The sequence below is a fragment of the Rossellomorea sp. FS2 genome, from assembly GCF_047915635.1.
Classification (GTDB): Bacteria; Bacillota; Bacilli; order Bacillales; family Bacillaceae_B; genus Rossellomorea; species Rossellomorea marisflavi_A.
The window spans coordinates 434371-458963 of the sequence record NZ_JBLRVS010000004.1; the positions used below are offsets into that span (position 1 = coordinate 434371).

31 protein-coding genes are annotated in these 24593 nt (G+C 50.2%); 8 read left to right on the forward strand and 23 right to left on the reverse strand.

The window, feature by feature from the left end; all coding sequences use genetic code 11:
* Positions 1 to 4 precede the first annotated feature (4 nt).
* Both ACNA6I_RS12935 and ACNA6I_RS12940 read left to right on the forward strand, forming a co-directional pair.
* Positions 5 to 829: a MetQ/NlpA family ABC transporter substrate-binding protein gene (locus ACNA6I_RS12935; RefSeq protein ID WP_367023834.1), complete on the forward strand. Its 825-nt coding sequence runs from the start codon at positions 5 to 7 to the stop codon at positions 827 to 829.
* A gap of 22 nt (positions 830 to 851) precedes the next feature.
* Positions 852 to 2054 (forward strand): M20 family metallopeptidase, encoded by a 1203-nt coding sequence (locus ACNA6I_RS12940; RefSeq protein WP_416313451.1) that lies wholly within the window; start codon positions 852 to 854, stop codon positions 2052 to 2054.
* 142 nt (positions 2055 to 2196) lie between these two features.
* Here the strand turns inward: ACNA6I_RS12940 and ACNA6I_RS12945 are convergent, their stop codons facing one another.
* Positions 2197 to 2322, reverse strand: coding sequence for a hypothetical protein (locus ACNA6I_RS12945; RefSeq protein ID WP_416313452.1), 126 nt, complete (start codon positions 2320 to 2322; stop codon positions 2197 to 2199).
* Positions 2323 to 2488: 166 nt separating this feature from the next.
* On the opposite strand from ACNA6I_RS12945, the gene ACNA6I_RS12950 reads away from it, so the two are divergent.
* Both ACNA6I_RS12950 and ACNA6I_RS12955 read left to right on the forward strand, forming a co-directional pair.
* A complete protein-coding gene (locus tag ACNA6I_RS12950) occupies positions 2489 to 2938 on the forward strand; it encodes a hypothetical protein (RefSeq protein ID WP_416313453.1) in 450 nt (149 codons plus the stop codon).
* A 75-nt stretch (positions 2939 to 3013) separates the two neighbouring features.
* Positions 3014 to 3880, forward strand: coding sequence for a GNAT family N-acetyltransferase (locus tag ACNA6I_RS12955; RefSeq protein ID WP_416313764.1), 867 nt, complete (start codon positions 3014 to 3016; stop codon positions 3878 to 3880).
* Positions 3881 to 4011: 131 nt separating this feature from the next.
* Here the strand turns inward: ACNA6I_RS12955 and ACNA6I_RS12960 are convergent, their stop codons facing one another.
* The 7 genes from ACNA6I_RS12960 to ACNA6I_RS12990 form a co-directional block, all read right to left on the reverse strand.
* Positions 4012 to 4302: a 2-acyl-glycerophospho-ethanolamine acyltransferase gene (locus ACNA6I_RS12960; RefSeq protein WP_416313454.1), complete on the reverse strand. Its 291-nt coding sequence runs from the start codon at positions 4300 to 4302 to the stop codon at positions 4012 to 4014.
* Between the two features lie 80 nt (positions 4303 to 4382).
* The gene (locus tag ACNA6I_RS12965) at positions 4383 to 4727 is read right to left on the reverse strand and encodes a hypothetical protein (RefSeq protein WP_063190857.1); all 345 of its coding nucleotides are present in this window, start codon (positions 4725 to 4727) and stop codon (positions 4383 to 4385) included.
* A 14-nt stretch (positions 4728 to 4741) separates the two neighbouring features.
* Positions 4742 to 5749, reverse strand: a complete 1008-nt coding sequence (locus tag ACNA6I_RS12970) for an ABC transporter permease subunit (protein ID WP_416313455.1) — start codon at positions 5747 to 5749, stop codon at positions 4742 to 4744.
* Entirely contained in the window at positions 5746 to 6480 is a 735-nt protein-coding gene (locus ACNA6I_RS12975; RefSeq protein WP_416313456.1) for an ABC transporter permease subunit, read from the reverse strand. Before ACNA6I_RS12975 ends, ACNA6I_RS12970 begins: the two co-directional genes overlap by 4 nt.
* A 177-nt stretch (positions 6481 to 6657) precedes the next feature.
* On the reverse strand, positions 6658 to 6936 hold the full coding sequence (locus ACNA6I_RS12980) for a hypothetical protein (RefSeq protein ID WP_416313457.1): 279 nt from the start codon (positions 6934 to 6936) through the stop codon (positions 6658 to 6660).
* A 40-nt stretch (positions 6937 to 6976) separates the two neighbouring features.
* On the reverse strand, positions 6977 to 7783 hold the full coding sequence (locus ACNA6I_RS12985; RefSeq protein ID WP_416313458.1) for a hypothetical protein: 807 nt from the start codon (positions 7781 to 7783) through the stop codon (positions 6977 to 6979).
* A 634-nt stretch (positions 7784 to 8417) separates the two neighbouring features.
* Positions 8418 to 9041 (reverse strand): LysE family transporter, encoded by a 624-nt coding sequence (locus ACNA6I_RS12990; protein WP_416313459.1) that lies wholly within the window; start codon positions 9039 to 9041, stop codon positions 8418 to 8420.
* Between the two features lie 127 nt (positions 9042 to 9168).
* Between ACNA6I_RS12990 and ACNA6I_RS12995 the strand changes: the two genes are divergently transcribed.
* Positions 9169 to 9996, forward strand: coding sequence for a TrmB family transcriptional regulator (locus tag ACNA6I_RS12995; protein ID WP_148796658.1), 828 nt, complete (start codon positions 9169 to 9171; stop codon positions 9994 to 9996).
* Positions 9997 to 10027: 31 nt separating this feature from the next.
* On the forward strand, positions 10028 to 10534 hold the full coding sequence (locus ACNA6I_RS13000; RefSeq protein WP_048015621.1) for a GNAT family N-acetyltransferase: 507 nt from the start codon (positions 10028 to 10030) through the stop codon (positions 10532 to 10534).
* 70 nt (positions 10535 to 10604) lie between these two features.
* On the opposite strand, the gene ACNA6I_RS13005 is transcribed toward ACNA6I_RS13000, so the two are convergent.
* The 12 genes from ACNA6I_RS13005 to ACNA6I_RS13060 form a co-directional block, all read right to left on the reverse strand.
* Positions 10605 to 12014, reverse strand: coding sequence for an ATP-binding protein (locus tag ACNA6I_RS13005; RefSeq protein ID WP_416313460.1), 1410 nt, complete (start codon positions 12012 to 12014; stop codon positions 10605 to 10607).
* On the reverse strand, positions 12011 to 12694 hold the full coding sequence (locus tag ACNA6I_RS13010; protein ID WP_063191061.1) for a response regulator transcription factor: 684 nt from the start codon (positions 12692 to 12694) through the stop codon (positions 12011 to 12013). Before ACNA6I_RS13010 ends, ACNA6I_RS13005 begins: the two co-directional genes overlap by 4 nt.
* A 25-nt stretch (positions 12695 to 12719) precedes the next feature.
* The gene (locus ACNA6I_RS13015; protein WP_416313461.1) at positions 12720 to 13286 is read right to left on the reverse strand and encodes a class I SAM-dependent methyltransferase; all 567 of its coding nucleotides are present in this window, start codon (positions 13284 to 13286) and stop codon (positions 12720 to 12722) included.
* 300 nt (positions 13287 to 13586) lie between these two features.
* Positions 13587 to 14996, reverse strand: coding sequence for an MFS transporter (locus tag ACNA6I_RS13020; protein ID WP_416313462.1), 1410 nt, complete (start codon positions 14994 to 14996; stop codon positions 13587 to 13589).
* 313 nt (positions 14997 to 15309) lie between these two features.
* Complete coding sequence (locus ACNA6I_RS13025; protein ID WP_416313463.1) at positions 15310 to 15558, reverse strand: phosphatase; 249 nt, start codon at positions 15556 to 15558, stop codon at positions 15310 to 15312.
* Between the two features lie 55 nt (positions 15559 to 15613).
* On the reverse strand, positions 15614 to 15820 hold the full coding sequence (locus tag ACNA6I_RS13030) for a hypothetical protein (protein WP_309517695.1): 207 nt from the start codon (positions 15818 to 15820) through the stop codon (positions 15614 to 15616).
* A gap of 90 nt (positions 15821 to 15910) precedes the next feature.
* Positions 15911 to 16777 carry a GNAT family N-acetyltransferase gene (locus ACNA6I_RS13035; RefSeq protein WP_416313464.1) on the reverse strand — a complete coding sequence of 289 codons (867 nt, stop codon included), beginning with the start codon at positions 16775 to 16777 and terminating at the stop codon, positions 15911 to 15913.
* A gap of 154 nt (positions 16778 to 16931) precedes the next feature.
* Positions 16932 to 17612 (reverse strand): metal-dependent hydrolase, encoded by a 681-nt coding sequence (locus ACNA6I_RS13040; RefSeq protein ID WP_048005355.1) that lies wholly within the window; start codon positions 17610 to 17612, stop codon positions 16932 to 16934.
* 174 nt (positions 17613 to 17786) lie between these two features.
* A complete protein-coding gene (locus ACNA6I_RS13045) occupies positions 17787 to 18368 on the reverse strand; it encodes a histidine phosphatase family protein (RefSeq protein WP_048013740.1) in 582 nt (193 codons plus the stop codon).
* 3 nt (positions 18369 to 18371) lie between these two features.
* Positions 18372 to 18788, reverse strand: coding sequence for a GNAT family N-acetyltransferase (locus tag ACNA6I_RS13050; protein ID WP_048013741.1), 417 nt, complete (start codon positions 18786 to 18788; stop codon positions 18372 to 18374).
* A 1-nt stretch (position 18789) separates the two neighbouring features.
* Positions 18790 to 18978 (reverse strand): hypothetical protein, encoded by a 189-nt coding sequence (locus ACNA6I_RS13055; protein ID WP_416313465.1) that lies wholly within the window; start codon positions 18976 to 18978, stop codon positions 18790 to 18792.
* A gap of 145 nt (positions 18979 to 19123) precedes the next feature.
* Entirely contained in the window at positions 19124 to 19462 is a 339-nt protein-coding gene (locus tag ACNA6I_RS13060) for a YolD-like family protein (protein WP_048005359.1), read from the reverse strand.
* Positions 19463 to 19749: 287 nt separating this feature from the next.
* Here ACNA6I_RS13060 and ACNA6I_RS13065 point away from each other — a divergent pair, with 287 nt between their 5' ends.
* Entirely contained in the window at positions 19750 to 20262 is a 513-nt protein-coding gene (locus ACNA6I_RS13065) for a hypothetical protein (protein ID WP_416313466.1), read from the forward strand.
* 407 nt (positions 20263 to 20669) lie between these two features.
* Positions 20670 to 21125, forward strand: coding sequence for a VOC family protein (locus tag ACNA6I_RS13070; RefSeq protein WP_416313467.1), 456 nt, complete (start codon positions 20670 to 20672; stop codon positions 21123 to 21125).
* Between the two features lie 38 nt (positions 21126 to 21163).
* Here the strand turns inward: ACNA6I_RS13070 and ACNA6I_RS13075 are convergent, their stop codons facing one another.
* From ACNA6I_RS13075 to ACNA6I_RS13085, 3 genes are all read right to left on the reverse strand, one after another.
* Positions 21164 to 21430 (reverse strand): type II toxin-antitoxin system HicB family antitoxin, encoded by a 267-nt coding sequence (locus ACNA6I_RS13075; protein ID WP_416313468.1) that lies wholly within the window; start codon positions 21428 to 21430, stop codon positions 21164 to 21166.
* A gap of 86 nt (positions 21431 to 21516) precedes the next feature.
* Positions 21517 to 23895 (reverse strand): FtsX-like permease family protein, encoded by a 2379-nt coding sequence (locus ACNA6I_RS13080; protein WP_416313469.1) that lies wholly within the window; start codon positions 23893 to 23895, stop codon positions 21517 to 21519.
* Positions 23864 to 24583 (reverse strand): ABC transporter ATP-binding protein, encoded by a 720-nt coding sequence (locus ACNA6I_RS13085; protein WP_416313470.1) that lies wholly within the window; start codon positions 24581 to 24583, stop codon positions 23864 to 23866. The genes ACNA6I_RS13080 and ACNA6I_RS13085 overlap by 32 nt, the downstream gene beginning before the upstream one ends.
* Positions 24584 to 24593 lie beyond the last annotated feature (10 nt).

A 24593-nucleotide genomic window follows, 5' to 3' on the forward strand; every position in this document is an offset into this window, starting at 1 on the left:
CAACATGAAGAAATGGATCATTCTATCACTCATTCTACTAATCGGCGGGTTTGCTGTAGGCTGCAGCTCAAGCGCCAGCAAAGACGAAACGAAGGTCAAGATCGGCGTCAGCGGTTCCGATAACCGCATCTGGGACTTCGTCGCCAAGAAAGCGAAGAAGGAAGGCATCGATATTGAAATCGTCCGCTTCTCCGACTACGTCCAACCGAACTTGGCCCTTGAAGAAGGCGAGCTTGATGCCAACGCATTCCAAACGATTTCCTACTTCAACGAATTCAAGAAAGAGCATGACCTCGATCTCACGCCGATCGGAACAACCGTCATCGCTCCCCTCGGCCTTTACTCCGAGAAATATAAATCAGTAGACGACATCCCGGATGGCGCCAAGATCGCCGTGCCGAACGAAGCAACCAACATGGGAAGAGCTTTCCTCCTCCTACAAGAAGCGGGCCTCATCGAGCTGCCTGAAGACTTCGACGGAAACGGATCACTGGATAAAATCAAAAAGAATCCGAAGAACATCGAGATTGTTCCGGTCGTAGCCGGCCAAACACCGCGCGTCCTGCCTGATGTCGCTGCATCCATCATCAACAATGGCATCGCCGTCGACGCCGGATTCAACCCCGTGAAGGATTCCATCTTCCACGAAGATGACACGGCTACACCTTACATCAATGTCATCGCCGCACGAACAGAAGACAAAGACAACAAAACCCTCAAGAAAATCGTCGAGCTCTACCAGGAAGAAGACACAGCCGACTTCATCAAAAAAGAATACAACGGAAGCACGATTCCGACCTTCGTCCCACTGAGCAAGATCGGAGAATAAACAACCCAGAGGAGGAATGGACATGAGTACCGTCGTCGACACATTGAGAGACCAAATCATCGCAAGTCTTGAGGAAAATAAAGAAAAGTACATTGCCATTAGTCATTCGATCCACGACCGTCCTGAGATCGGCAACGAGGAATTCTACGCTTCAAAAACCCACGCAGAGCTTCTGGAGTCGGAAGGATTCACGGTGGAACGCGGGGTGGCGGGACATGAGACCGCCCTCCTTGCCCGCCGGAAATCGGCTAAACCCGGCCCGGCAATCGCATTCCTCGCCGAGTACGATGCCCTTCCCGGCCTCGGTCACGCCTGCGGACACAACATCATCGGCACGACGAGCGTATCGGCGGCCATCGCCCTCAGCAAGGTGATCGACGAAACCGGCGGAGAAGTCGTTTTATTTGGGACACCGGCCGAGGAAGGTGGTCCGAACGGCAGTGCCAAGGGAAGCTTCGTGAAGCACGGTCTCCTCGAAGGGATCGACGCCGCTCTCATGGTGCACCCGGCGAACTCCACAAGGATCACATCGAACTCCCTTGCCGTCGATCCCCTGGATTTTGAATACATCGGGAAACCCGCCCATGCCGCGGGATCCCCACATCACGGAATCAATGCATTGGACGCGGTCATCGGCCTGTTCAACGGGATCAACGCCCTTCGCCAGCACGTGACCGATGACGTCCGGATCCACGGCATCATCACCCATGGAGGCGACGCGCCGAACATCGTACCGGAATACGCCAAAGCCCGCTTCTTCATCCGCGCTGCGACCCGCAAGACCTGCAGCGAAGTGACCGCCCGCGTGAAGGCGATCGCAGAAGGCTCTGCCCTGGCAACGGGGGCGAAGCTGAACGTCATCGCCTTCCAGAATGAAGTGGATAATCTCGTGTTGAACCGGACGTATGACGCGGTCTTCAAAGAAGAGCTTGAACGACTCGGCGAGTATGTTTCAACCGAAGAGCGAAACGGACTCGGCTCCACCGATGCCGGCAACATCAGCCAGGTCGTCCCGACGATCCACCCTTATATCCAGATCGGACCCGAAAGCCTCGTCGCCCATACGGATGAATTCCGCGAAGCAGCGAAATCGCCCAAAGGGGATGAAGCACTGATCCTCGGAGCAAAAGGGTTGGCGCTCACGGCCTTGCGACTGGTCACAGACGGTGACGTGCTCGCTGAGATCAAAGAAGAATTTACTAGAAGAAAAGAATTAGAGAGCTGAAGTTAGTGGGAGTCCCCTTGGTTGGTCATGGGGGCTCCTTTTTTGTTGGTTTGGGGGTGATGGGCTAGTGGATTGGAGTGGATCGGGGCATTTTTGTATGTGAAATCACTTTGAGTTGGTGGGATTGGGGGGAGATGAGGCTTCATTGGTCTGAAATAGAGAGTTTTGAGCTTAAATCACACCCTTTATTTTCCACCAAACAACTTCCTTCCCGTTTTTCTACCGACTTTTGAATTTTTTCTATCAACTTTTTCACTTTTACTTTCAACTTTCGAGATTTTATTACCAACTTTTTTTGGAAGGGAATTTTTATCGTCAACTCCGCCGGTTTATTTTCAACTCCATTCTTTTATTACCAACTTTCACCCTTTATCACCAACTCCCCACACCCCATTTTCTGGTAGAATAAGAGGGAAGTGAAAGGAGCCTGAACCATGATCATCCTTCCGACCGGCGTCACCGGATTTTTCGATTCGCAGTCTGGGGAACCTCCCCTGACGGATCTATCCCTATTTCAAAAGCTTTGCTACAGCATCGCGGCTGAATCGGGTGGCCGGGTATTAGCATTCGAATCCGTCGATGTCTCAACGAATTTCGCCTATGCCCGGATCAAATGGAATGGGGATGAGCTCTTTGTGCTGCTCAATGACCATTACCCCTATCTTGCAATGGCCGATGCCATCGGGTTCGGTGGGATCTCCTTCGTCGACAGAATGTTGTTAAGAGAAGCGTTTTCCCCGTACTACAGCGTGTTGGAGGCTGGTGAACTGAACACACCCATCAAACCGCCGATGATTCAACACCTCAACCGGGCGGAACGGGCGCAGATTTCCTATTGGAAACCGAAGACTGTTGGGGAGGTCGTGTTTCATTATTGGGATTAATAGTAAAAGGAGTGATGGCAAGTGATCACCATTCAAAAAGCCGAAAGGTCCGATGCTGAGAAGCTGACCGATATCATGAAAAAAACCTTTGATGAAGAAGCACGGAGATGGCTATCTGATGACTCGATCGTCGATTACAATATTCAGCCCCCTGGATATTCTTCGGTCGAGATGACGAACTATATGATCGAAGAATTGATCTATTTCAAGATCATTGCTCATGATGTAGTAGTGGGCGGGATAATCCTTACTTTGACGGGGAGCTCCTTCGGCAGGATTGACCGCATATTTGTCGATCCCGACGTGCAGGGACAAAACATCGGGTCAACGGTCATCCGTCTCATCGAAGAGACATTCCCTGACGTGAGGACGTGGGATCTGGAGACGTCCAGCAGGCAAGTGAACAACCATCATTTTTACGAAAAGATGGGATATCAAGCTGTATTTCAGACAGAAGACGAGTATAGCTATATTAAGAGAATCAAGCGCCAATCCCCCGCCGGGAACGTCGTGGAGCAGCAAGATCTATCCCTTACCCAATATGAGGACTGCAAGATGGAACACACGGAGTACTATCAAGTTACACTACAGGGAAGTTCCTTCTGCAACAGCAATTTGATGAATACGCACTTCAGCAATTGCAACCTCCGTGATTCTACCTTCAAGAATATCAATCTCACCCATGCCTCTTACGCCGACCTGAATCTTTCCTACAGCAGCATGAGGCTGGTCACGATGGGGGGCGTCCGTTTTATGGATACGAGTCTCGGAGAAAAGCAGGACCCCCTCTCATTCGAACGCTGTGAACTACAAGGTACAATCATCAAGAACAGCAATCTAAAAAACGTACAAATTACAGGCAGTGATATATCGGGAATGACCATAGACGGAATCTCGGTAGAAGAACTGCTCGACGTGTATAAGCGCCATTCTCTACTATAAAAAAGACAGCCACTCCCCGTAAAAGGTTCCGTTCCCTATTGCAAAACTTGAAATTGCAGTTGAGTAAGATGCATATCAAAAAAAGAATAGCTCCATTCATATGAATGGAGCTATTCTTTGAATATATCCTATCAAGGTGCAGTCCTAAGAAACTCATCGATGAATTCCATCATTAAACCGTAAACAAGAATACCGAGCGGCAATCCATTGATCATTAAAACAATCATTCTCTTTGCTAAATTTTCTTTACTGAACATGGAAACGATACTCAGTGGTATGCCGAACACGGAAAGAAGGAAGGTAAGGAGTAATAACGGTCGTATAATGGGAACGACATGATTGCCGGAAATGGTCGGAATGAGGAACAGTGGCAGAACAATCACCATAGCTAGTGCAATATAGGATGAGATTTGAGTGAACATCTTCAGATTATTCCTTTTCAATTTAAACACTCCCTAGGCTAACCGATGGCCTCCGTGTTACATCCCAGGCTGTCTTTTCCCTACTCAAACGAATGCGTCGTCGCCGTAATCTTCCCGGACGGGTCCACACTGTACTGGGCCACGGCGTTGGTGGCGACGGTCTTATTGGTGAGGCCGTCTTTGTAGTTGAACGACACTTCCCATGCTTTCGAGGAGCTGCTGAAGACGGTGTCGTTCGAGAGGAGTTCGAGGTCGTTGATGTTGATTGGCTCACTGGCGGTTTCATTATAGATGTGAAGGTCCTGCTCCAGTTGGACGATGGCGATGAATTCGGCGTCCGTACTGTCGATGGTCTCGTCTCCATTGTTTCCGCACCCCATCAGGAACAGGATGACACCGACGATCAGGAATGAACATTTTTTCATACATATTTCCCCCTTTAACCAATTTTTCGATCTATCCGTTCAAAATCTCCTTTTCCGTTCAAGCGGGTATCTTCTGCAACGGGCACTTCTTTCCTTTTCTCTCCCACTCCCCCATACGCCTCCTGATATCCTTCCACCATGAGCTTGAGGGCGATGATGGCGAGCGTCAAAAAAAGGATCGGTACGAAAGGAATCCACGTATAGGTAGTAAATAGATACCTAAAATCCCTTCCGATGAGGCCCGACCATTCGTTTGAGAGGGAGGCCATGGCAGAGTTCCCGAATAGATCTTCCATCAATGCCCCTCCTCCAAAGAAGATGCCGAGGATACCAAGGTGGGAAAGGAGGATCAACACTTGGATCGCTTCCCTCAAAAAGAGGATGACGAACCGCGGCTTCAGGAACGGAAGAAGATGCTTCCGGAGGATGTGTCGCCGATTCCCGCCGAGAACCTGGACGCTTTCCATGAACTCCTGCTTCATGATGTCCTTCACTTCATTGGACACGATGAGGGTGGAAATCGGGACGGCTGCCAGGGTGAGGACGGCGAGTTCGATCAGCACCCGTGCACTGAAGGAGTAGCTGAATTCTCCCCCCATGAGTCCGTCCTCAAACAGCACCCAATACAGCATCATGAAGGCAAGGAGTGTGATCGGATAATAATAGAAGGTTTGCAGGAACGGACGGATCCACGCGGTGAACTTCGGAACGTACAGGGTCATCACGGTCCCGATGAAGGCAGACAGGACAAAGCGCAGAAACGCCACAAGGAAAGCGATCCCCAGGGTGAATTTCGCCCCGACCAACATCACGAGGAACATGCTTTGCCCCAGTGCGTTGGTGCCGAACGGGAGGTGGTCCATCGGTCCATAGGGCGGTTTGATCGCCACTTCCGCTCCGGACTTCAACGGAACGACAGGGATGGCATCACCGTACACCCACCCGTAAACGAGGCTCCCTCCCAGTATGAGGCCAATGAACGAAAAGCCGATCACAAACGAGAGGTTTTTGAATGCCTTCACTGCCCTTCACCTCCGACGATGCATGATTTCAGCTTATTCATGCCCTGCTCAAAGAGAAGGATCGGAATGGCAAGGAGCAGGATGCTCACGGTGGCGATTTCCGGGGTCGGATGATGATAGACGAACCAGGTGATGCCCCTCGTATTGAAGATGATCTCCAGCATGATGAGGTTTGAGAGCATGAACGTCAGGATCATCTTGGAATGATTGAGAAGACCCATCAGCCCATTCCGGAACACATGGACGAATAGCACCCGAAAATCCGTCAGCCCCTTCCCCCTCGCAAGCTCCACGTAGGGCTTCCGCAGCTCTTCATCGAATAGGAGCGTCAGCGTCCGGTACAGGAAGATGGTCGGAAGGATCGTATAGGTGATGAGGGGCAGTACAAACGGACGTTCATAGGCGCCGACCACATCAAAGAACAGAATCCCCGTCTGCTTGAACAGGAAAATGATGAACAGCTGCGCCATGGCGATGACGAACAGGTCGGGCACCGCCTCCAGGATGGTGGACAGCTTCATGAGTGCCGTGCGTTTTTTCACAGATAATTGGAACGTGATCATGATGAGGACGACCGCGATGACAAGGGCCAGGATGAAGCCCAAGAAAAGGACGGAGATCGAATAGCCGTAGAACTCAAAGACGTATGGAAACAACGGGTATTGGCTGCCGGTATTATAGTCACCCGTGGAATACATGATGGAGCCTGGTTGAACCAGTGAAACGGCCAACCCTTTCAGGCTGCTCCAATAGGTGGATAGACTGAGATCGATGCCTCCCTGGAAGAGCGTGATGAAGGCGCCGAGAAGGATGATGGAGATGAGAATGGTGGCTGTTTTGGTGAGGAACCGAATGAAGACACCCCCTTTTTCTTCTTATTTTAACATAAAATACCATAAATGATTGTACTAAAAAAAGAAAACAAGCAAAATAAGAATGATAACCCCCACCATAAGCAGACCATATAGGAACGAGAGCGTTTTGAAAAGGGCGACAAAGTATGGAGCAGGTGCGAGCTTTCTTGAGATGAACAATAGAAAATCCATGACCCAATGAACAGGAAGGATTTCCAACGTGGGGTGATGAAATTCATCATCCTCTTGATACGTCTTGAAGACGATATAAAATGCGTTCCCGGCTACATAAAGTAATAGGGCTATGACAACTACTGCAAGTATCTTTTCCAATCAGATTTCCCCACAATCGTTATGAACTTAAAGCGAAGCACTAGCTGGTCCACACTTCCCTTTTCCTAACCAACCCATACACCATTCCGCCCGACAACACACACGTCACAAACGGGAAGAACACCGGAAAGCTGAATGCAGGAAGCCCCTCGCTCAGCTGCGTATGGTATCCGATTGATTCACGGTGGGCACCGGAATGATTGATGGTGCGGACCATGTCGGGATCACGACGCAATTCTTTTATGGACGGGATGCTCTCCCGCTTGACGGTCCCTTCCAGATCAATGGTGAATACTTCCCATGCCTCGGGTCCACCCTGCCCCACCATGATTGTTTCACTCTTTCCACTGTCCCGGTCCGTCTTTCGGACCAGTCCCACGTTTCCGTAGCGCATATCGACTGAATCCTCTAGGTTGATTAGTTTTGGAAACGAACCGACGAACTCCCCATTCACCGACAGGATCACCTGATCACGGTCGAATTCTTCCTTAAGAGAGACTGTATTGCCATCCACTGCGTAGATCCGTTCATAACCCGTCGTGCCTCCATCGTTCATGGCCGACACATAATCGGAGTAGGTAGCCGTGCGGACTTCATCCCCTTCCCCTGTAGAGAAGACATGGGTAACAGTCACGCCGGGAATTTGGCGATACGGTGGCGAGTCCACCACCTCGTACAATCGTTCAATCGATGTATTTCCTTCCCTCTCATCAAACGTCAACGGTTCGATTATGTAGCGAGCCTTACTTCTTTCATCGCTTATATATTCCCTTACGATCAAGCCGATTGTGACGGATGAAGCCAAAAAGACCAATCCCCCGAGAAGCCCTATGATGATCCGTTTCATCCTTTCCCCCCAATCCCTGTCTAGTTTCAAGTATACTATTTCTCCTCCACCTAGTATTCTCATTTTTTGGATGATAAAGGATTTTAATATGAACCAGGACTACCTCATGAAGTAGAACGTGATCGGCACGGAAATGCGAGCTTAGCCAGTCATTTCATCATCTTTCCCTAATGAATAAACACTAATTTACAACAAGGAATAATTTACTTTTTATGGTATTATATAAAAAAGACTTACTCAGCAAACGGTAGATAACACAAAAGGTAATTGTAACTATGGTGACATTACAATCTTTAGTACATAAGGGGTGTATCATTTATGAATTTAACGATCAAGGTTTTCTTATTATACTTTTTATCATTTGTTGGATTTTACTTAGGATTTATACAGTTGAGCTCCTTTGCAGATACGTATAACCTCTCTTACTTATACGTTGTAAATGTTAAAGAAGACGGGGTAGAAATTTTCCCAACGATCATGCCTTTTTTAATCATGTTCATCTATATCTTAGGTTCTCATAAATTAATTTCCAGAATAAAAAAAGGACTCTAATCTTCACGATAATAGTATCGCGGATGGTCCAACTAGCAACGAAAAGAGCTACCCACACAATACGCTGGGTAGCTCTCTTCTTTCATATACCGGTTTTGATTCCGAATCCGACGAGGAGAATCCCCGCTACTCTTTGGAACTTTTGTTGGTGTTTTTTATCATTCAACCACTTCTTCGCATAGTCCACTACATACACCAGGATCAGGAACCAGGCGGCTGCCAGTCCTGTCAGGATCGAGGCCAGGATGATCAACTGCTGGTTGACATGACCGTTCAGGTTGATGAACTGCGGCATGATGGTGATATACACGATGACGGTCTTTGGATTCAGCACATTGCTGAGCATAGCCTGCATGAACGACTTTTTATGATAGCCACGGTCAATGGGTACGTTCGCGGAGGATTCCATTTGATCCACGGCAAGGGTCTGTTTCGTGATCAGGCTCTTGATCCCAAGATAGATCAAGTAAGCGGCACCGAGGTATTTAATCGTGGTAAACAAGACCACGGATTTGGCAATCACGACGGATAATCCCAGTATGGCAATGCCCGTCCAGAACGAAAGGCCAGAGAGCATGCCGAGAACCGTAAAGCGTCCCGCTTTCGGTCCGTAACTCAAGGTATTCTTCATGAGAAGCATGGTGTCTGCGCCGGGAATGACGACCATAAGCGTAGCGACAGGTATGTAAGCAAGCAAGTTGTCCATGTGTCCTCTCCTAACATGATAATAGTGGTTACTACAGTAACTACTAAAAAGAATACCAGAATCGATTAGAAATAATCAATCTATTTTGATACACTAACAGAAATAAACCCACGCACACGGAGGATCTATGAGCGAAACCCTTTTAAAGACACTGACCAAGCTGCATTTCACCGAATACGAAGCCAAAGCCTACCTGGCCCTCCTGGAAGAATCCCCTCTCACGGGCTATGCCGTAGCGAAAAAATCCGGCGTACCTCGATCAAGGATCTATGAGACCTTAGATCATCTCGCTGGAAGGGGAGATATCCTCGTCAGTCCGGGCACCACCCCTCAGTACACCCCGATCCCGGCAAAAGAGCTCATCAAGAATCGGCGCAGGGAAGCGAATGACCACTTCAAGCTGGCTGAGAAATCACTCGCGGAGTTTGAACAGTCTTCCCATGATCGTGAACATATTTGGAACATCACAGGGCGGAATGAAATCATCGACAAGGTGAAGAACTGCATCGCCACCGCGCAAACGAGGATTCTTCTTGAAGTCATGGAAGAAGAATATGAGGAAGTGGAAGAGGAGCTGAGACAAGCAACCCTTCGCGGGGTCAATGTGACCATCATCGCCTATGGTGACATCTCCTCCGACTTTGCCCACGTCCACCTCCACTACATGGGCTCTGCCATCAAAGAGGAGTACGGCGGCAACTGGATCGTCATCAGCGCCGACGACGTGGAAGTGGTGGCAGGCATCGTCTCCCTCGGAACCGACAGCCGCGCAGCCTGGACAAGACACGTCGGATTGGTCATGCCCATCACGGAAGTCATGATCCACGACCTCTATCTCATGGAAATCATGAAGGAACATCGGGATGAGCTGGAGAAAACGTTTGGAAAGAACCTCGTGAATCTCAGACGGAAATTTTCGATCCATCCTGATTTTAAGAAGCATTATTTAAAGTGAAATCATTCCATACACGAATAGAGGGTAAGAGATGATACAAATAGAAAGAGCGACCCTTCAACACGTAGAGGGGATTTCCGATGTATGTTCCCGCGGCTACCGTGCGACCTACGGGGAAAGCCATCCTGAATCGTATATCGAACGGATCATCGAAGAATTTTATCATCCCGACCGGATCAGCAGTGAAATCACCGATGGAGGTGACGGCTGGGACGGGTGGTATGTGGCCCTCGAGGATGGCACCGTCCTCGGCGCAATCGGCGGCGGCATGACCGGCGCATATCAGGGCGAAGTGTTCGTCCTTTATCTTGACCCGGACCGGCGAGGAGAAGGAATCGGCACGCTCCTCCTTGAAGCCCTTACCCGAATCCAGCGCGAAAAAGGCGCCACCGAACAATGGGTATCGGTGGCGAGAGGGAATCAAAAAGGGATCCCGTTCTATGAAGCGCGGGGCTTTGTCTTTCAGCATGAGCAGGAGAGCTACTCGAATGGGGAGGATGAACCGTTTGTGTCGAACCGGTACTGTCGTGGGATCTGAGCAAGCTTGACTCAAATTAAATAATCAAAAAAGGCGATGCCTCCCACACGGAAGCATCGCCTTACTCTTTCTATCCTTCAACCGGCAGCGCTACCCACACAGTCAGCTCACCTTCCCCACTCTCTGCCCAGATCTCCCCGTCATGAAGCTCAACGATGCGCTTGGCAATCGCAAGGCCAAGTCCGGATCCGGCGATCTTGGTGGAGCGCGCTTCGTCGAGTCGGTAGAACTGGTCGAAGAGGCGGTGCAGTTCTTCGGGATTCACAGGGTCCGATGGATTGGAGAGACTGGTGAGCACCCGGTCCCCTTCCACTCTCATCCGAAGATTGATCGTCCCTTCCAGACTATATTTCTCCACATTGGAAAGGAGGTTATCGAACACGCGGATCATCTTCTCGATGTCGACGGTGACGAGGACAGGTTCTTCCGGTACGTCCATCTCCACGTGAAGCCCCTTCCCTTCCAGGATCGGGGTGTACTCCCCGACGAGCTGGTGCAACAAGGCGGCAAAATCGACCCGATCGGTCTGGAGTTCAACCTGATGATGGGTGAGCTTCGTATACTCGAACAGCTCGTCCATGAGCCCCTTCAGCTTGAGGGACAGGCGGTAGGTGGTGTCCACATACCCCTTATCCCCCGGTGACTTCTGGTCTTTCGCCAGCTGCAGATAGCCGATAATCGACGTAAGCGGCGTCCGGAGATCATGGGACAGATTCGTGATGAGCTCACTTTTCGACTGCTCGAGCTCCCGTTCCCGCTCGAACCGGAGCCGGAGCTGATCCGTCATCCAGTTGATGTTCGCCGCCAGGGAGGACAGCTCATCACGCCCTTTTACCGGAATCTCATACGTCCAGTCATGATCCACAATCCGTCCGATGCCCGCTTCGATCTGCTCGATGTAGCGTGTCACCGGACGCATGAAGAGCACGAACAGGACAAGGAACACCACGACCGCCAGGGAAAAGGCGAGTAAAAGTTGTTGATTGTAGGTCGTGGGATTGATTGCCTTGAGCCTTGACGGGGCCTCAATTACCACGTATCCCAAGCCTTCCTGGAACATAACCGTGGAAATGAAGGGTGCCTGCTTCTCGTCACGCCCGCTGGAATAGTCATTACGGAGCTTCTGCTCAAGGAGCTTCGGCAGATCTTCACTGTAAAGCTTCCCCGTCCGGTACGTCACATCCCCCTCGGCCTCGGTGACGAGGAAACCCCACTCTTCGCGCTGATCCTTCACCGTTCCGAGCGCTTCTTCAATCCCCTTCGAATCAGACAAGCTCACGTTTCCCGCTTCCAATGACGCCTTCCAGTCGGCCAGCACCTTCTCCACCTGATTGTTGACCTTTTCCTGCTTCCTGTAGTCTTCAAGGGGAGTGAAATAGAACACCGTGAGGAAAAACGTGACCGTCGCCGCGGCCAGGCAGGCGATGAAGATCAGGATGAGCCTCACATTCAGGTTCAGTTTAAGGGGCAGGAACCTCATGCCTTATACCCCACGCCCCACACGGTCTTCACATAGAAGGGCTTCTTCGGATTCTCTTCGATCTTGTCGCGGATATTGGTGATATGCACCATCACCGTGCTGTCGGATTTAAAGAAAGGTTCCTTCCACACCGCTTCATAGATCTGCTCGATGCTGAAGACTTGTCCTTGATTCCGCAGCAACAGGGATAGGATATGGAATTCCTTCGGGGTGAGGCGCACCTCGCGACCGCCGACGGTCACTTCATTCGTCCGTTCGTTGACGGTGAGATCCCCTTTTTCAAGCAGATGGGAGGGTTCGCTGTTCCCGGAAGTCATCTTGTAGCGGCGGAGCTGGGATTTCACCCGGGCCATGAGCTCGAGGGGGTTGAACGGCTTGGTCACATAATCCTCCGCGCCGCTCGCGAGGCCATGGATCTTATCGAGATCCTCGCTCTTGGCCGACAGGAAGATGATCGGCATATCATACGACTGCCGGATCGTCATGCACGCCTCCACCCCGCTCATCCCCGGCATCATGACGTCCAGGATGATAAGGTCGACAGTGCTCTCCTCAAGCACGCCGAATGCTTCGTGGGCATCAGCCGCTTCCAGCACCCCGTACCCTTCATTTTTCAAATAAATCGCAATCATGTTCCGGATGTCGGCTTCATCATCGACGATCAGGATAGTCGTTCCGATCATATGGTCCACTCTTTTCTCTTCATCATTTCATCGGCCTCGCGGCAAGCACATAGGCAGGCGGTACGTTCCACCACACCCGCTGCCATTCCATCCCTGCAAAATATTGCTCGAATAGGCCCTTTTTCATCATGGAATACTGGAACGTGACGAACACGCCTCCAGGCGCGAGCACCTGATTGGTTACTCTTAAAATAGCGTGTGACACGTCATTTGGCAAGCTTGCGAACGGAAGCCCCGACACAATCGCATCCAATTGCCCCATTCCGCACGCCTGCATATGTTCCCGAACATCCTCGGCCGAACCGTGGATCACCACCACATCGTCCCGCTTGCTGTAGCGGTCATGTAGTAGCTCAAAAAAATCTAGGTTCTCCTCGATCAGCAGCAGCATCGTTCCATTCTGCTTACGATTGAGGATTTCCTCCGTAAACACACCCGTACCCGGCCCGAACTCTGCGATGCTCTCCACCTTGTCGAATTCAATCGCCTCCACCATCTGACGGGCAAGCACCTTCGAACTCGGCAGCACCGCCCCCACTGTCCTCGGCTGTTTCACATATTCCTTCACAAACTGCAGCGCACTCATCATCTGTCCCTCGCCCTTCTCGTATCGTTTCCATCAGATTACCGGACGGACCTTAAGAAAAAGGACGGGGAAATCTTAAGGAAAGTTAAGAAATGACAGCTGGATACACAGAGATCAATCAATGGTATCATCTACTTATAACGAGGTGATGAAAAGTGAGTGGTGATTTCTTATTTATCGTAATTGCCTTTCTTATGATTGCAGCGGTATTGGGCGCAGTATCTGTTGCCTTCTTCAAACGGAGCAAATAGAAAAAGATCTCCATCTACCTGTTGTAGACGGGGATCTTTTTCGAAAACAAGGTTATGATTTATCTTCCTGCTCTGATTTCCACCATAGGGAGTCTTCAGGATTCTCTACTGCTTCTTGGAATTCAGACTTTGTCGCAACGGTTGGGTATGAACCTTTGAGGGACTTACCGGACGTACTCGTGAACATGAACAAGATGATGAAGAAACCGATGACGCTGACAATGGTTAGATACCATGCAGGTGCCAAGTTGTTACCTGTTTGGTGTACAAGCCATGTAGCGACCAAAGGCGTCGTCCCACCAAAGATGGAGACCGAGACATTGAATGTGACGGATAAGGTGCGATAGCGTACATCACTGAAGAACATGGATGGCAACGTTCCAGGCATGGTTCCTTCATAGCTCGCCAGTAGGATACCTAAGATCAAAATGCCCAGTGACACGAAGAGCAGACCATTGAGATTGACTAAGTAAAAAGCAAAAGCAGACAGGAGCGACAGACCACCCAACCCAATCAAGATGGTCGCTTTGTTGCCGATCTTATCGCTCAGTTTTCCGAACATAAGGGCCAATGGGATCATGATGACCATGACGCCTGTAATCAGGACCGTTCCCGTCGTGCTGGACAATCCGACGATTTCATCTAGATAAGAGGGCATATACGATAACAGCATATAATTGGTGATGTTAAAGAATGCTACTGCAACGAAACAAACAATAATGTCCTTCTTATGATTCTTGAGGATCGAAACAAAGCTTTCTTTCTTCTGATCCCCGTCATCACCGGCAAGTTCATTTTCGAAGATCGGTGATTCCTCCAAGCTCTTCCTCAAGTACAATCCAACAAGCCCCAATGGCAAACCAAGCAAGAATGGGATTCTCCATCCCCATGAACTCATTTGATCGTCCGATAGCGTGATGAAAAGGATACTCGCAAGGAGAGAGGCCAAGATATAGCCGGTAAGGGTTCCGATCTCCAACCCACTAGCGAGGATATTCCGTTTATTATCCGGTGACGATTCTGCAATATACACCATGGCTCCGGCATATTCACCACCAGTTGAGAATCCTTGGATGATCCTTGCAACAAGCAGCAATATCGGAGCCCATACCCCGATTTGATCATAGGTAGGAAGCAACCCGATCAGCAACGTGGAACAAGCCATCAAGATGATTGTGGTCGTCAATACGACCTTCCTCCCTAACTTGTCACCGATCCGACCGAAAATAACCCCGCCAAGCGGTCGCATTAAAAAGGCAATGGCGAAGGTTCCGAACGTGAAGATCAACTTGAGTTCATCATTCTGGACAGGACTGAAAAAATTCTGACTGATGATAACGGCTAAATATGAATACAAACCAAAATCGAACCATTCCATCGCATTCCCTACACCCGTTGCGAACACACTCTTCTTGGCCTTTTCAATACTAACAACGTTGATTTTCTTCTTATTGAATTTCATAATTTGCTGTCAACTCCTTTGATGTGGATGGATTTCTACATGAAATACCAGGTTGCCTGAATAATCGTATATGATTTCAACTTCTACTTACTGAAAAGGCCTGTTACTGTATGATAGTACCCTGTATTCAAAAAATGTATTCCTCCTCGACAAACAGGTTTCTTGTCATGTGTAAGTACACCTATATTGAGCCTTTACAATCCTACTTTAGTATTTGCCACAACCCCTATTGCTATTAGCAACGCGAACCCGATATAAAAAACAAAGCAGCCTCCATTGGGAGACTGCTTTGGTTGGGTGGTGCATGCGTCATTTATGATTTCTTTTTCTGATAAAACGAAAAGCCTGTGAATCCAATCCCCACCACAGCCAAGAGTATCGAAAAGACCAACGGAACCGTTCCGATCCTCCGAAACGCCGTCCCGAACACACCGTAGCGCGGGTCCCAACCAAAACCTTCTTTGCTAAGAACCGTGGAATAAATCGCTGCAGTAATCAGCGTCGATCCATATAAAATGGCACTGGATAAGATCAGCACCAACCCTGTCGCAAGTTTTTTCATGAACATTTCCCCCGATGTCTGATTTTGGACGACGCATGGGGACGGTCCCCACACGTCATACATAAAACCCAATGGCATTCAAGATCGCGACCCCGACCACCGTCACCAGGATCCCCGTCAATGCCGCGACAAACGCCGACCGCATCTTTCTCGTATCCCACCATACCGTCACCCCGACGATAATCGTGAAGATCAACCCGAAAAAGATCGACGCCATCGGATTCGTCGGCGTCAGCCAGTCATACCAGGATAGAAAGTCCATATCACACACCTCCGCTCCAGAATCACCTTACATATATAATTCCACATAAAGAAAATAATTCCTTTTTTTGAAGAATGGCGACGGTTCACGTCAAGCCTGCGCCGTCAACGGATGCTTCACCCCATCAGGTATTCCCGCCCCGCTTCGCATGGGAAGGACAAACAGCACCTCATCCCCATGGAACACGTCTGCCCGCATCCCTTCCGTCTCCTCCGGTGTGAAGTGAAACACAATCTGCCGCGTATCATCGTCTGCAAGCTTTTCGGCAATCTTTCTGACGTCGACGTTATCCCGGCACACCACATCAAACAAATCAATCCGCTCCCCGTCACGCTGGAACATCACCACCGCTTCTTCTTCCTCGAGATAATAGAGGTTATCCGGGAAGGCATAGAGAGCATAGAACATGAACAGCTCACCCGTATTCTTCGTCCCGAAGCGATTGGATACCGGCAGCCTGTCCCTGGCGATCCCGTATGCAAGATTGCGATCTGCTTCCTCCTCCATATCAAGCTTCCTCGCGTTCATTTTACCGGCGGTGCCTGGCACCATACTGAACAGCGTTTCTTGCTGCGCCTGGAAGCCGAACTTCGGGTAAAACTCCAGTACATTTTGATTGGCAAAAAGATAAACGAAATCGACCTGATCCCGGTATTCCGCCAGCACGCTCTTCAGGAGATCCGTCGATAAACCGCGATTCCGGTAGTCGGGATGGGTCATGACGGTTCCGATCTGAATGGCCTTCTTTTCCTCTCCTGCCATGATAAAGTCGATCAGGTTCACCGACACGTTGGCAATGACCCTGTCACCTTCGATATAAGAAAATGGCACGTATTTCTCTGTCCAGTATCCTCTGGCATGCCACTGTCCGAAATGGATGCCGAATGTGTCCTCGGCAAGCTGGTTGAAGCTGTCACGTAAGTCCTTATTCTCCCGAACGTTCTTTCTAAGTTCCACATACATCCCCCTTTGCTTTAGCATTTTTACCTAACGCTGCCGCTTCTTCCATCATAGCAAAAAGGAAAATTATAACAACACTATTTTCTTCCACTCAACAAAAAAATCATCCGGAACCTCCATGTGAAGGTTCCGGATGATTCCGGTGATGATCTTATAGTTCGATGGTGTCTCCTGCTTTCATGACGCGCCCTTTGCTGTCTTCAAGCATCTCGACGAATTTATGCGGATCCTGCTTGATCGGCGGGAATGTATCGTAATGGACAGGAACGACTTCCTTCGCTTTTAAGAACGTAGCGGCAAGTGCTGCATCCTCTGGTCCCATCGTGAAGTTATCCCCGATCGGAAGGAAGGCAAGGTCGATCGGATGACGTTCACCGATCAGCTTCATGTCGGAGAACAAACCTGTATCTCCTGCGTGGTAAATCGTCTTCCCTTCAGCCATCAAGAGGAAGCCTGCCGGCATGCCGGTATAGATGATTTCGTTATCTTCTGTTGTATAGCTTGAGCTATGGAATGCCTGTGTGAATTTCACCTTACCGAAGTCGAACTCTCGCGCTCCGCCGATTGACATCGGATGCGTGTTGAGGCCCTGAAGGCCAAGATAGTTCGCCAGCTCGTTCGGTGCGATCACCAAGGCATCATTCCTTTTCGCGATGGCGACAGTATCACCCACGTGGTCGTTATGTCCGTGGGTCAGGATGATCACATCAGCTTTGACGTCATCTGCATTTAGATCGGTATATTCATTCCCGTTGATGAACGGATCAACAAGGATCGTTTTTCCGTTTGTTTCGAATTTCACCACTGAGTGGCCATGATATGAGATCTTCATCATTATCTCCTCGCTTCCGTAAATGTTTACAGACGTAGTTTACCCGTTTGATCAACCGGTAAAACAGGATGATTCTCTACAATGAGCTCTTCTTCAGACTGCTGATCCGTTTGAAAATCACACGGGAACAGAACGCATGACTACCGGCTGCTGTGAGGCAGCCTTTTGTAGCGGTCACTGTCCAAACCGCTCCCTGATCCAGCCCGCATCACTCAAAAAGTGAGCCCTGGACAGTGTTTCACCCCTCAACCGCTCCCGGTACGCCGTGATCGTTCCGTCATGGGACACCACGTACACGTGACATGCCCCCTGTTCCTCAGCCCACCGTAAAAAGACATCTGCGCATTCTGCAAACTCGTCATGGGGCAAGACATTGATACCTGACGTCCACATGTTCCGGTCCATCCCTGATCCCAACTCAAACCCAGGAAATTCGGTTCCAATTGTCTCCTGGTCGAGCATCCGGTCGCATGGAAGGGTCATTGCCCCCTGCTTCTGCGGGAACATCCTCGGGGACACCAACGGATGCACGACCCGCCTGCACCCCGATTCACCGGCAATCAAGGAGGCCGTTTGCAAGGTCCTTCGCGTAGGGCTCGCCACCACTAGATCATCCTTCGTGACATCGAAAACGGACGAAAGGCTTCTCGCCTGCTCTCTCCCCGCTTCCGTCAATGACGGGTCCTCCAACTGCAAGCTTTCCGGCAGGCTCAGCGTATGCTCCCCCTGCCCATGTCGGATGAATGTGATTTCCATTGGCTACCCCTCCTTTGACGCATGTGTCATTTCCATGATCACATACGTCTTGCCGCCTTTGGTGAAGCGGCGATCGGTTTCACGCAAGCCGAACCGGGTATAGAAGCCGGCTTTCTCGGTGCGTGCGTTGCACCAGATCCGGCGGATGCCCATGGCTTTTAGTTCTTCGAGTACATAGTCAAGCAGTCGGCTCCCGTAGCCCTTTCCCTGCTCTTCTTCAAGGGTGGCAAACTTCCTGAACTGACACTCCCCATCCTCGATGAAGAGGGAGATGACGGACTTCAGGCCATCCTCATGAAAGAGTCCGTAGTGCAGGGCCGATTCATCCCCTTCCACCTTGATATAGTCATAGGGTCTGTCCGGCCACATGACGGTGTGGCGGAGATCCCAGGCTTGCGGATGCTCGATTTGTTTAATCATGTCAGGCTCTCCTCTTGGATGCATGTTTGTTTGTGAAAAAGTTGGAACTGATTGCCACTAGGACACCGATGATCAACCCCATCTTCCAATAACCTTCCTCAGTGAATTCTGAATACAGAAAAGAGCTTAGTACAAATAGGATGAACCCCATCGTAAAAAGGATTTTCCCCGTCGTGGTGAATTTCTTCAAGATGATTTCCACCCCCATTATCTCTTCTTGATCAATAACCGCTCGTAAAAGCACTTCTCTATTACCATATCATATCCTCCGTGTGATTTCCTTTTATTTCCCATAAACAAAGACACTCACGTTTCCGCAAATGTCCCTGCCGTTCTTATTCCACTACATCCACCGAAATCAGGTCCTCCACGCGTACCCGGACGAACCCCTCATCGCCGCACTCAAGCATCAGATTCCGGTCCCGTTCATTCAGATAATGAATCGTACCCGTCTTCATTTCACATTTCCCTTTCAATTCATTCCATATTTTCATCCGCAGGGGAAGGTGGTACTCCATGGCATAGCGGATCCGCTCCTCCATCTCGCTCAAGGCGAAGATGTCGACTTCAGGCTTCGTATCGCGCTCGAATACCTCCCATATATCCCTCAGTTCCTTGACGTGCTCCGGGAGCATGAGCGACGTCCATTTGATTTTCCCTCTGTCTCTAATCATTTCAATCACCTCTGCCCGTTATTATAACCGAACATTTGTTCGTTTATAAAATGAGACGTATTGAGACAGAAGGTTAATCCTGTGCCAATTAATACCATGTGTTGAATCAGTTAAGGCCAGTCTCTCTATTAACCCAATTAACGATGATTCGAAATACACATGTAAAACGAATTCAATTTTTGTAATAATATTAAAAAAAATGTGAACAAATCCCACAATTCATTGAATTGAAAAAATAGAAAATATAGACTGTAAGTGTAGTAAATACTAACTTGGAGGTATGAAGAATGTCTATTTATTTGAAGGACTCGAAGAAATTTTTAGCCATGCTGTCTCTGGTTCTAGCTTTCTTTATGACCACTCAAGCCCCTAGTACTGCAAGCGCAAATGTAAATACTTTAACATCTTCTGATGAGTTTACAGAGAAACAAGAGGTCGTTCAGAATGCGTTAGTTTTTAAAGACGGGGTCTACCAAATCGATGAGAGCCTTACTGATGGAAAATTAACAGACTCTGAGATTCAACAAGTGAATCTCTATTATAAGAATTTAGACCCTGAATTATTGGAAGCTATAGAAAGTGGTATGCAACCCGCAGATGGCGAGGTGGCCCCGGCTGTAGCGCCACTGCTCCCAGCCGCTGTAATAGCCTTCCTAGGGACCTTGGCTGTATTTGTAGGATGGGAATTGGCTTCAAGTATCACAGCAGACTTCTACAAGTGGGGAGTTACCTCAGGATGTAAAAAATGGAAGGACGTCGATGTTGTAAAGAGTTTCTGTACAGCCAATGATTATCTATAAAAAAACAAAAAAGCCCTAAGGGCTTTTTTGTTTTTAACGAACAAGCAATTTATATACTAACTTAATTCCAAAAGCCACTAAACCGATGCCAGCAACAAATGCAAGAGCCAATAATCCGAAGAAATAAAAACCTTCCATATTTACACTCCTTTTCATTTGGCTTCTAATACCTGGATTGTAACATAATTGGATGTTGACCTTAAGGGGAGATTTTAACTATTTAGTGTACCCCCACATTATCTCCAATCAGGAAAGCTTCACCAAACCAGACACGTTGCAGATGACAAAGATTTGTTCATGATAGCCCCCCACTCTTTCCTCCACCAATAGTCTTATACCCGCCCGGTCTTTAGCCGGTCGAATCAACCTATTCTTCAGGGTACAGTATAGAAAAGGAGGTCATGACCATGATCAAAGGATTATATGAAGCCCATCTTCCCGTCAGGAGCGTAAATCGTTCCATCGCATTCTACGAGGGGCTGGGTTTGGAGCTCTCCCACCGCGCAGGGGACGGGCTTGCGTTCATGTGGATCGAGAAAGAAAGAAGCTGGCTGGGGCTATGGGATACGGATTGCGTGGAGCATGATTATCACCCGTCCATCCGGCACCTTGCATTTCAAGTGACCCTTGACGAGCTGAAAAAATCGGTTGCATGGCTCATCGAACGTGGATGTCCCCCACGGCGGGCGTTCGGCTTTGAGCCGGTGGAGCCCTTCGTGATGGCACATCACGGGATGGCCCATGCGAAAATCCATTTCGATGATCCGGACGGAAACAGCCTGGAGCTGATTTGTCCGCTGGAGAATCCGGGGAATGTGGAGGGGCGGATGTATTTGAGTGAGTGGGAGCTCTCTCATAGTTAGAAAAAACCTATACCGCTCATGCGAGATAGGTTTTTCTCTTATTCAAGCCCATCTTTATCAGTATCCACTTCAATCAGTACCAAGCTGTCCCCTTCCTTTAAACGATCTTTCAGGATAGAGACCGGGGAAGGAGGAGAAAATGGCGTTCCATCTTCTTCACATATCCAAAGCATGGATACCAGTACTTCCCACGCATGCTTGATGGCTTCCTCCAATGTATCACCGTCAGTAAAAACATTGTCTAAATCCGGGAATGAAACAATAAACGCTGAGCTTCCATCTTCCTCCTGCTCTTCCTCAATCACCGCATAATACTTATAAATCACGCTGCTCATCCTTCTTTCTACTACACTTCTATATCAAGCAGCTTCACTCTATCACAGACCCCTACCTATTTTTTGCTCCCCTTCCCCCCGGACGCGACTCCTGAAGCAATCAGCGTCAGCACCAGACCTGCGACGGACGCGAACAGCATCATATCCCACGGCATGATAAGAGGCATTCCGGTCATGGAGGAGTTGTCGTTCATCCAGATGACCATCATGCCGGCTATGATCCCCATCACTGTGCCGGTGATCCCGATCAGCAGGCCTTCTCCGAGGATCATCTTCCTCACCTGTCCGTCCGTGAAGCCCATGGCGCGGATGGTACGGATTTCGCTGTTCCGTTCGAGGATGTTCATGAGGAGGGTGTTGCTGATGCCGACGCTGGAAAGGCCGATGATGAGCAGGAGCAGGAAGAGCATCACGTCGTTCATCCCATCAAAGGCGCTTTGGGCCGAGGTGATGGCATCTTCTTCAAGGGTGATCGAGGAGAGGGCTATGGGAAACGCTCCCCTCAGCTCCGATCGGAATTCGTCCGGATCGACTCCCTCCTTCAGAGTGACCATCACCGTTCGGCTCCGGCCCCACCCGAAATCATCCGTGAACTCTTCTGCAGCTACAAATCCAGTGTACCCCCCGTCCTGTGATGTATCGACAGTTCCGGATACGCGATATTCTTTCTGCCCCGCAGGCGTCTGGACGGTCACAGAGCTCCCGATCTCCCCGCCCCATTCCTCGAAGGCGCGCTCCCCTAGGAGAATGTGACCCGGTCCCACCGTTCCCTTAAATCCGCTGAACAGCCTGAATTCTTCCTTCCCCGCCGGGACTCCTTTCAGATAGAATTCCCTCGGCTCCCCGTCAGTTGTTTCCCACACCGAGAGCACCTCCTGATAAGGGAGCACGTCCTCAATACCGGGAAGATCACCGAGAACGGAGGTACCGTCGACCGCCTCTTCAAACTGGACGTGCACGTCACCGCCGAAGGTCTCCCGGATTTCCCGCTCGAGTCCCGCCGGCATGGACGCAAGCACGGCACCGAGGAACATCACGATGGTCATGCTGATTGAAACCATCGCGGCCGTATTGGCATTCCGGCTCAAGTTCGCACGGATATTTCCTGCGGATAATGTCCCAGGGTAGCCCAGCAGCCTGCTGAGGATGGGGGAAAGCAGACGGGTCACGCCCCTGAGGATCAGCGGGAAGACCAGGATCAACCCAAGCAGAAACAGGAGGGTCCCCGCGTAGTGATCGACGATTCCGGACAACATGAACACGCCCCCTGCTCCATAGCGGATTCCACTTCCCTTGATCCGTGGCTCAGTATCCTTGATCCCCGCCATGATCGGGGTCTTGACTGCCTTCATGATGGGAACAACGGCTGCCGCGAGGGGAAACACCAGACCGATCGCCGCCGACATGAGGGTGGCGCCTTTCCAGTTCAGCGTATAAACCATGGTATCCTCGAAGATTCCGAGAAGCATGGCGACGAATGCATCGGCCGACCATACCCCGATCGGCAGCGCCAGGATCGTGGCCAGTATGGAGAGGGTCACCATTTCCATCACCACGAGACGTCCGACATGAAAAGCACTGTACCCCAGGGCCTTCATGGTAGCGAACTCCGCCCTCCTCTCCATGACGCTCGATGAAATCATATTGAACACGATGAAACCTGAGATGAAGAGCGAGAGGATCGAGACGAGGGTAAACACACTGTAGAGCCCATCCACATCATTGTTCCTCAAATCATCGATGACGACGGGCTGAATATAGAGGGGCGTTCCTGCAAGCTGCTCCTCATAGCGTTCCAAAGAAGTTCCACCCTGTTGCTCCCAACGGATATACGAAATGTCACCCCTGAGGTCCAACCCCTCCTGAAGGGTACGAAGGTCCATCATCACCCGGAACGACTTCCCTTCCGCCTGATCCCAATCGGTTGGGCCCGCCAGCCAAGGCGTGTATCCCGTGATGCCTGTGATCTCCATCTCGCCAAGGTCACGGAAGCGCACCGTATCCCCTACGCCCTTCTTCCATAATCGGGCCGCATTCTCGGGGACCACGAGTCCTCCCCGCTTCCCTTCGATCAGGGGAAGCTTGAGAAGATCGGTCTCCCACTTGCTGACTCCGGTCACTCGGACGGGTACATCACGATCTTCCCCAACCATGAGCCGTGTCTCTTTGTCGAGGACGCGGAGGACATCTGCCGCTTCCTCTTCCACCCCTTTCACAGCCGATTCCTGAAAGGTTGCATCCCGGCTCTGGATCCAGTAATCCGCACTACCGGCGTATAGTTCTTCATAATAAGCAAACGTATCCTTCACCGTTCTGTCCGCCACGAGCATGGCAGTGGTCAGCGTGAGACCCATGACAAGGGCCGTCAAGGTAAAGAAAAACCGGCGCCTGTTCTTCGTGATGTTACGCCAAGAAACCCGCCAGATAGGCAGCATAGTCTTCATTCTCCTTCACCAATTCGTTCTCGATCACACCATCTTTGAAAAGGATGATTCGATCGGCATAGCCCGCGGCAAACACATCATGGGTCACCATCAGAATCGTCTGATTCCGCTCCTTATTGAACCGCGCCAAGAGGTTCAAGATGTCTTCCCCACGCTTTCGATCGAGATTTCCCGTCGGCTCATCGGCAAGCAGGATCTTCGGCTCATGGATCAACCCCCTTGCCACGGCGACCCGCTGCTGCTGCCCCCCGCTGAGGAGATTGGGCGATTTTTTCTCAAGTCCTTCGAGTCCCACCGCCGTGATCAGCTGGTGGACGTTCCGGATGAGGTCCCGCTCCTTCCTTCCATCGGCGTGCAGAGGGAAGGCCACGTTCTCCTCCACCGTCAAAGTGGGCAGTAGCTGATAGTTCTGAAAGATGAAGCCGATCTCCCGCCTCCTCATGATCGTCCGTTCTTTCTCCGATCCTCCGAAAAAATCTTTCCCATCGATCGTCACGTTTCCGCCGGTGGGGGTATCCAATCCGCCAAGAAGGTGAAGCATCGTGCTCTTCCCTGATCCACTAGGTCCCATGACCGCCACCAACTCCCCCTCGCGGATGGAAAGGTCGACCCCCTTCAACACCTTCACCGTTTCATCTCCCTGCTGGAATTCCTTTGTCACACGTTCAAGCGTAATCATAGAATCCTCC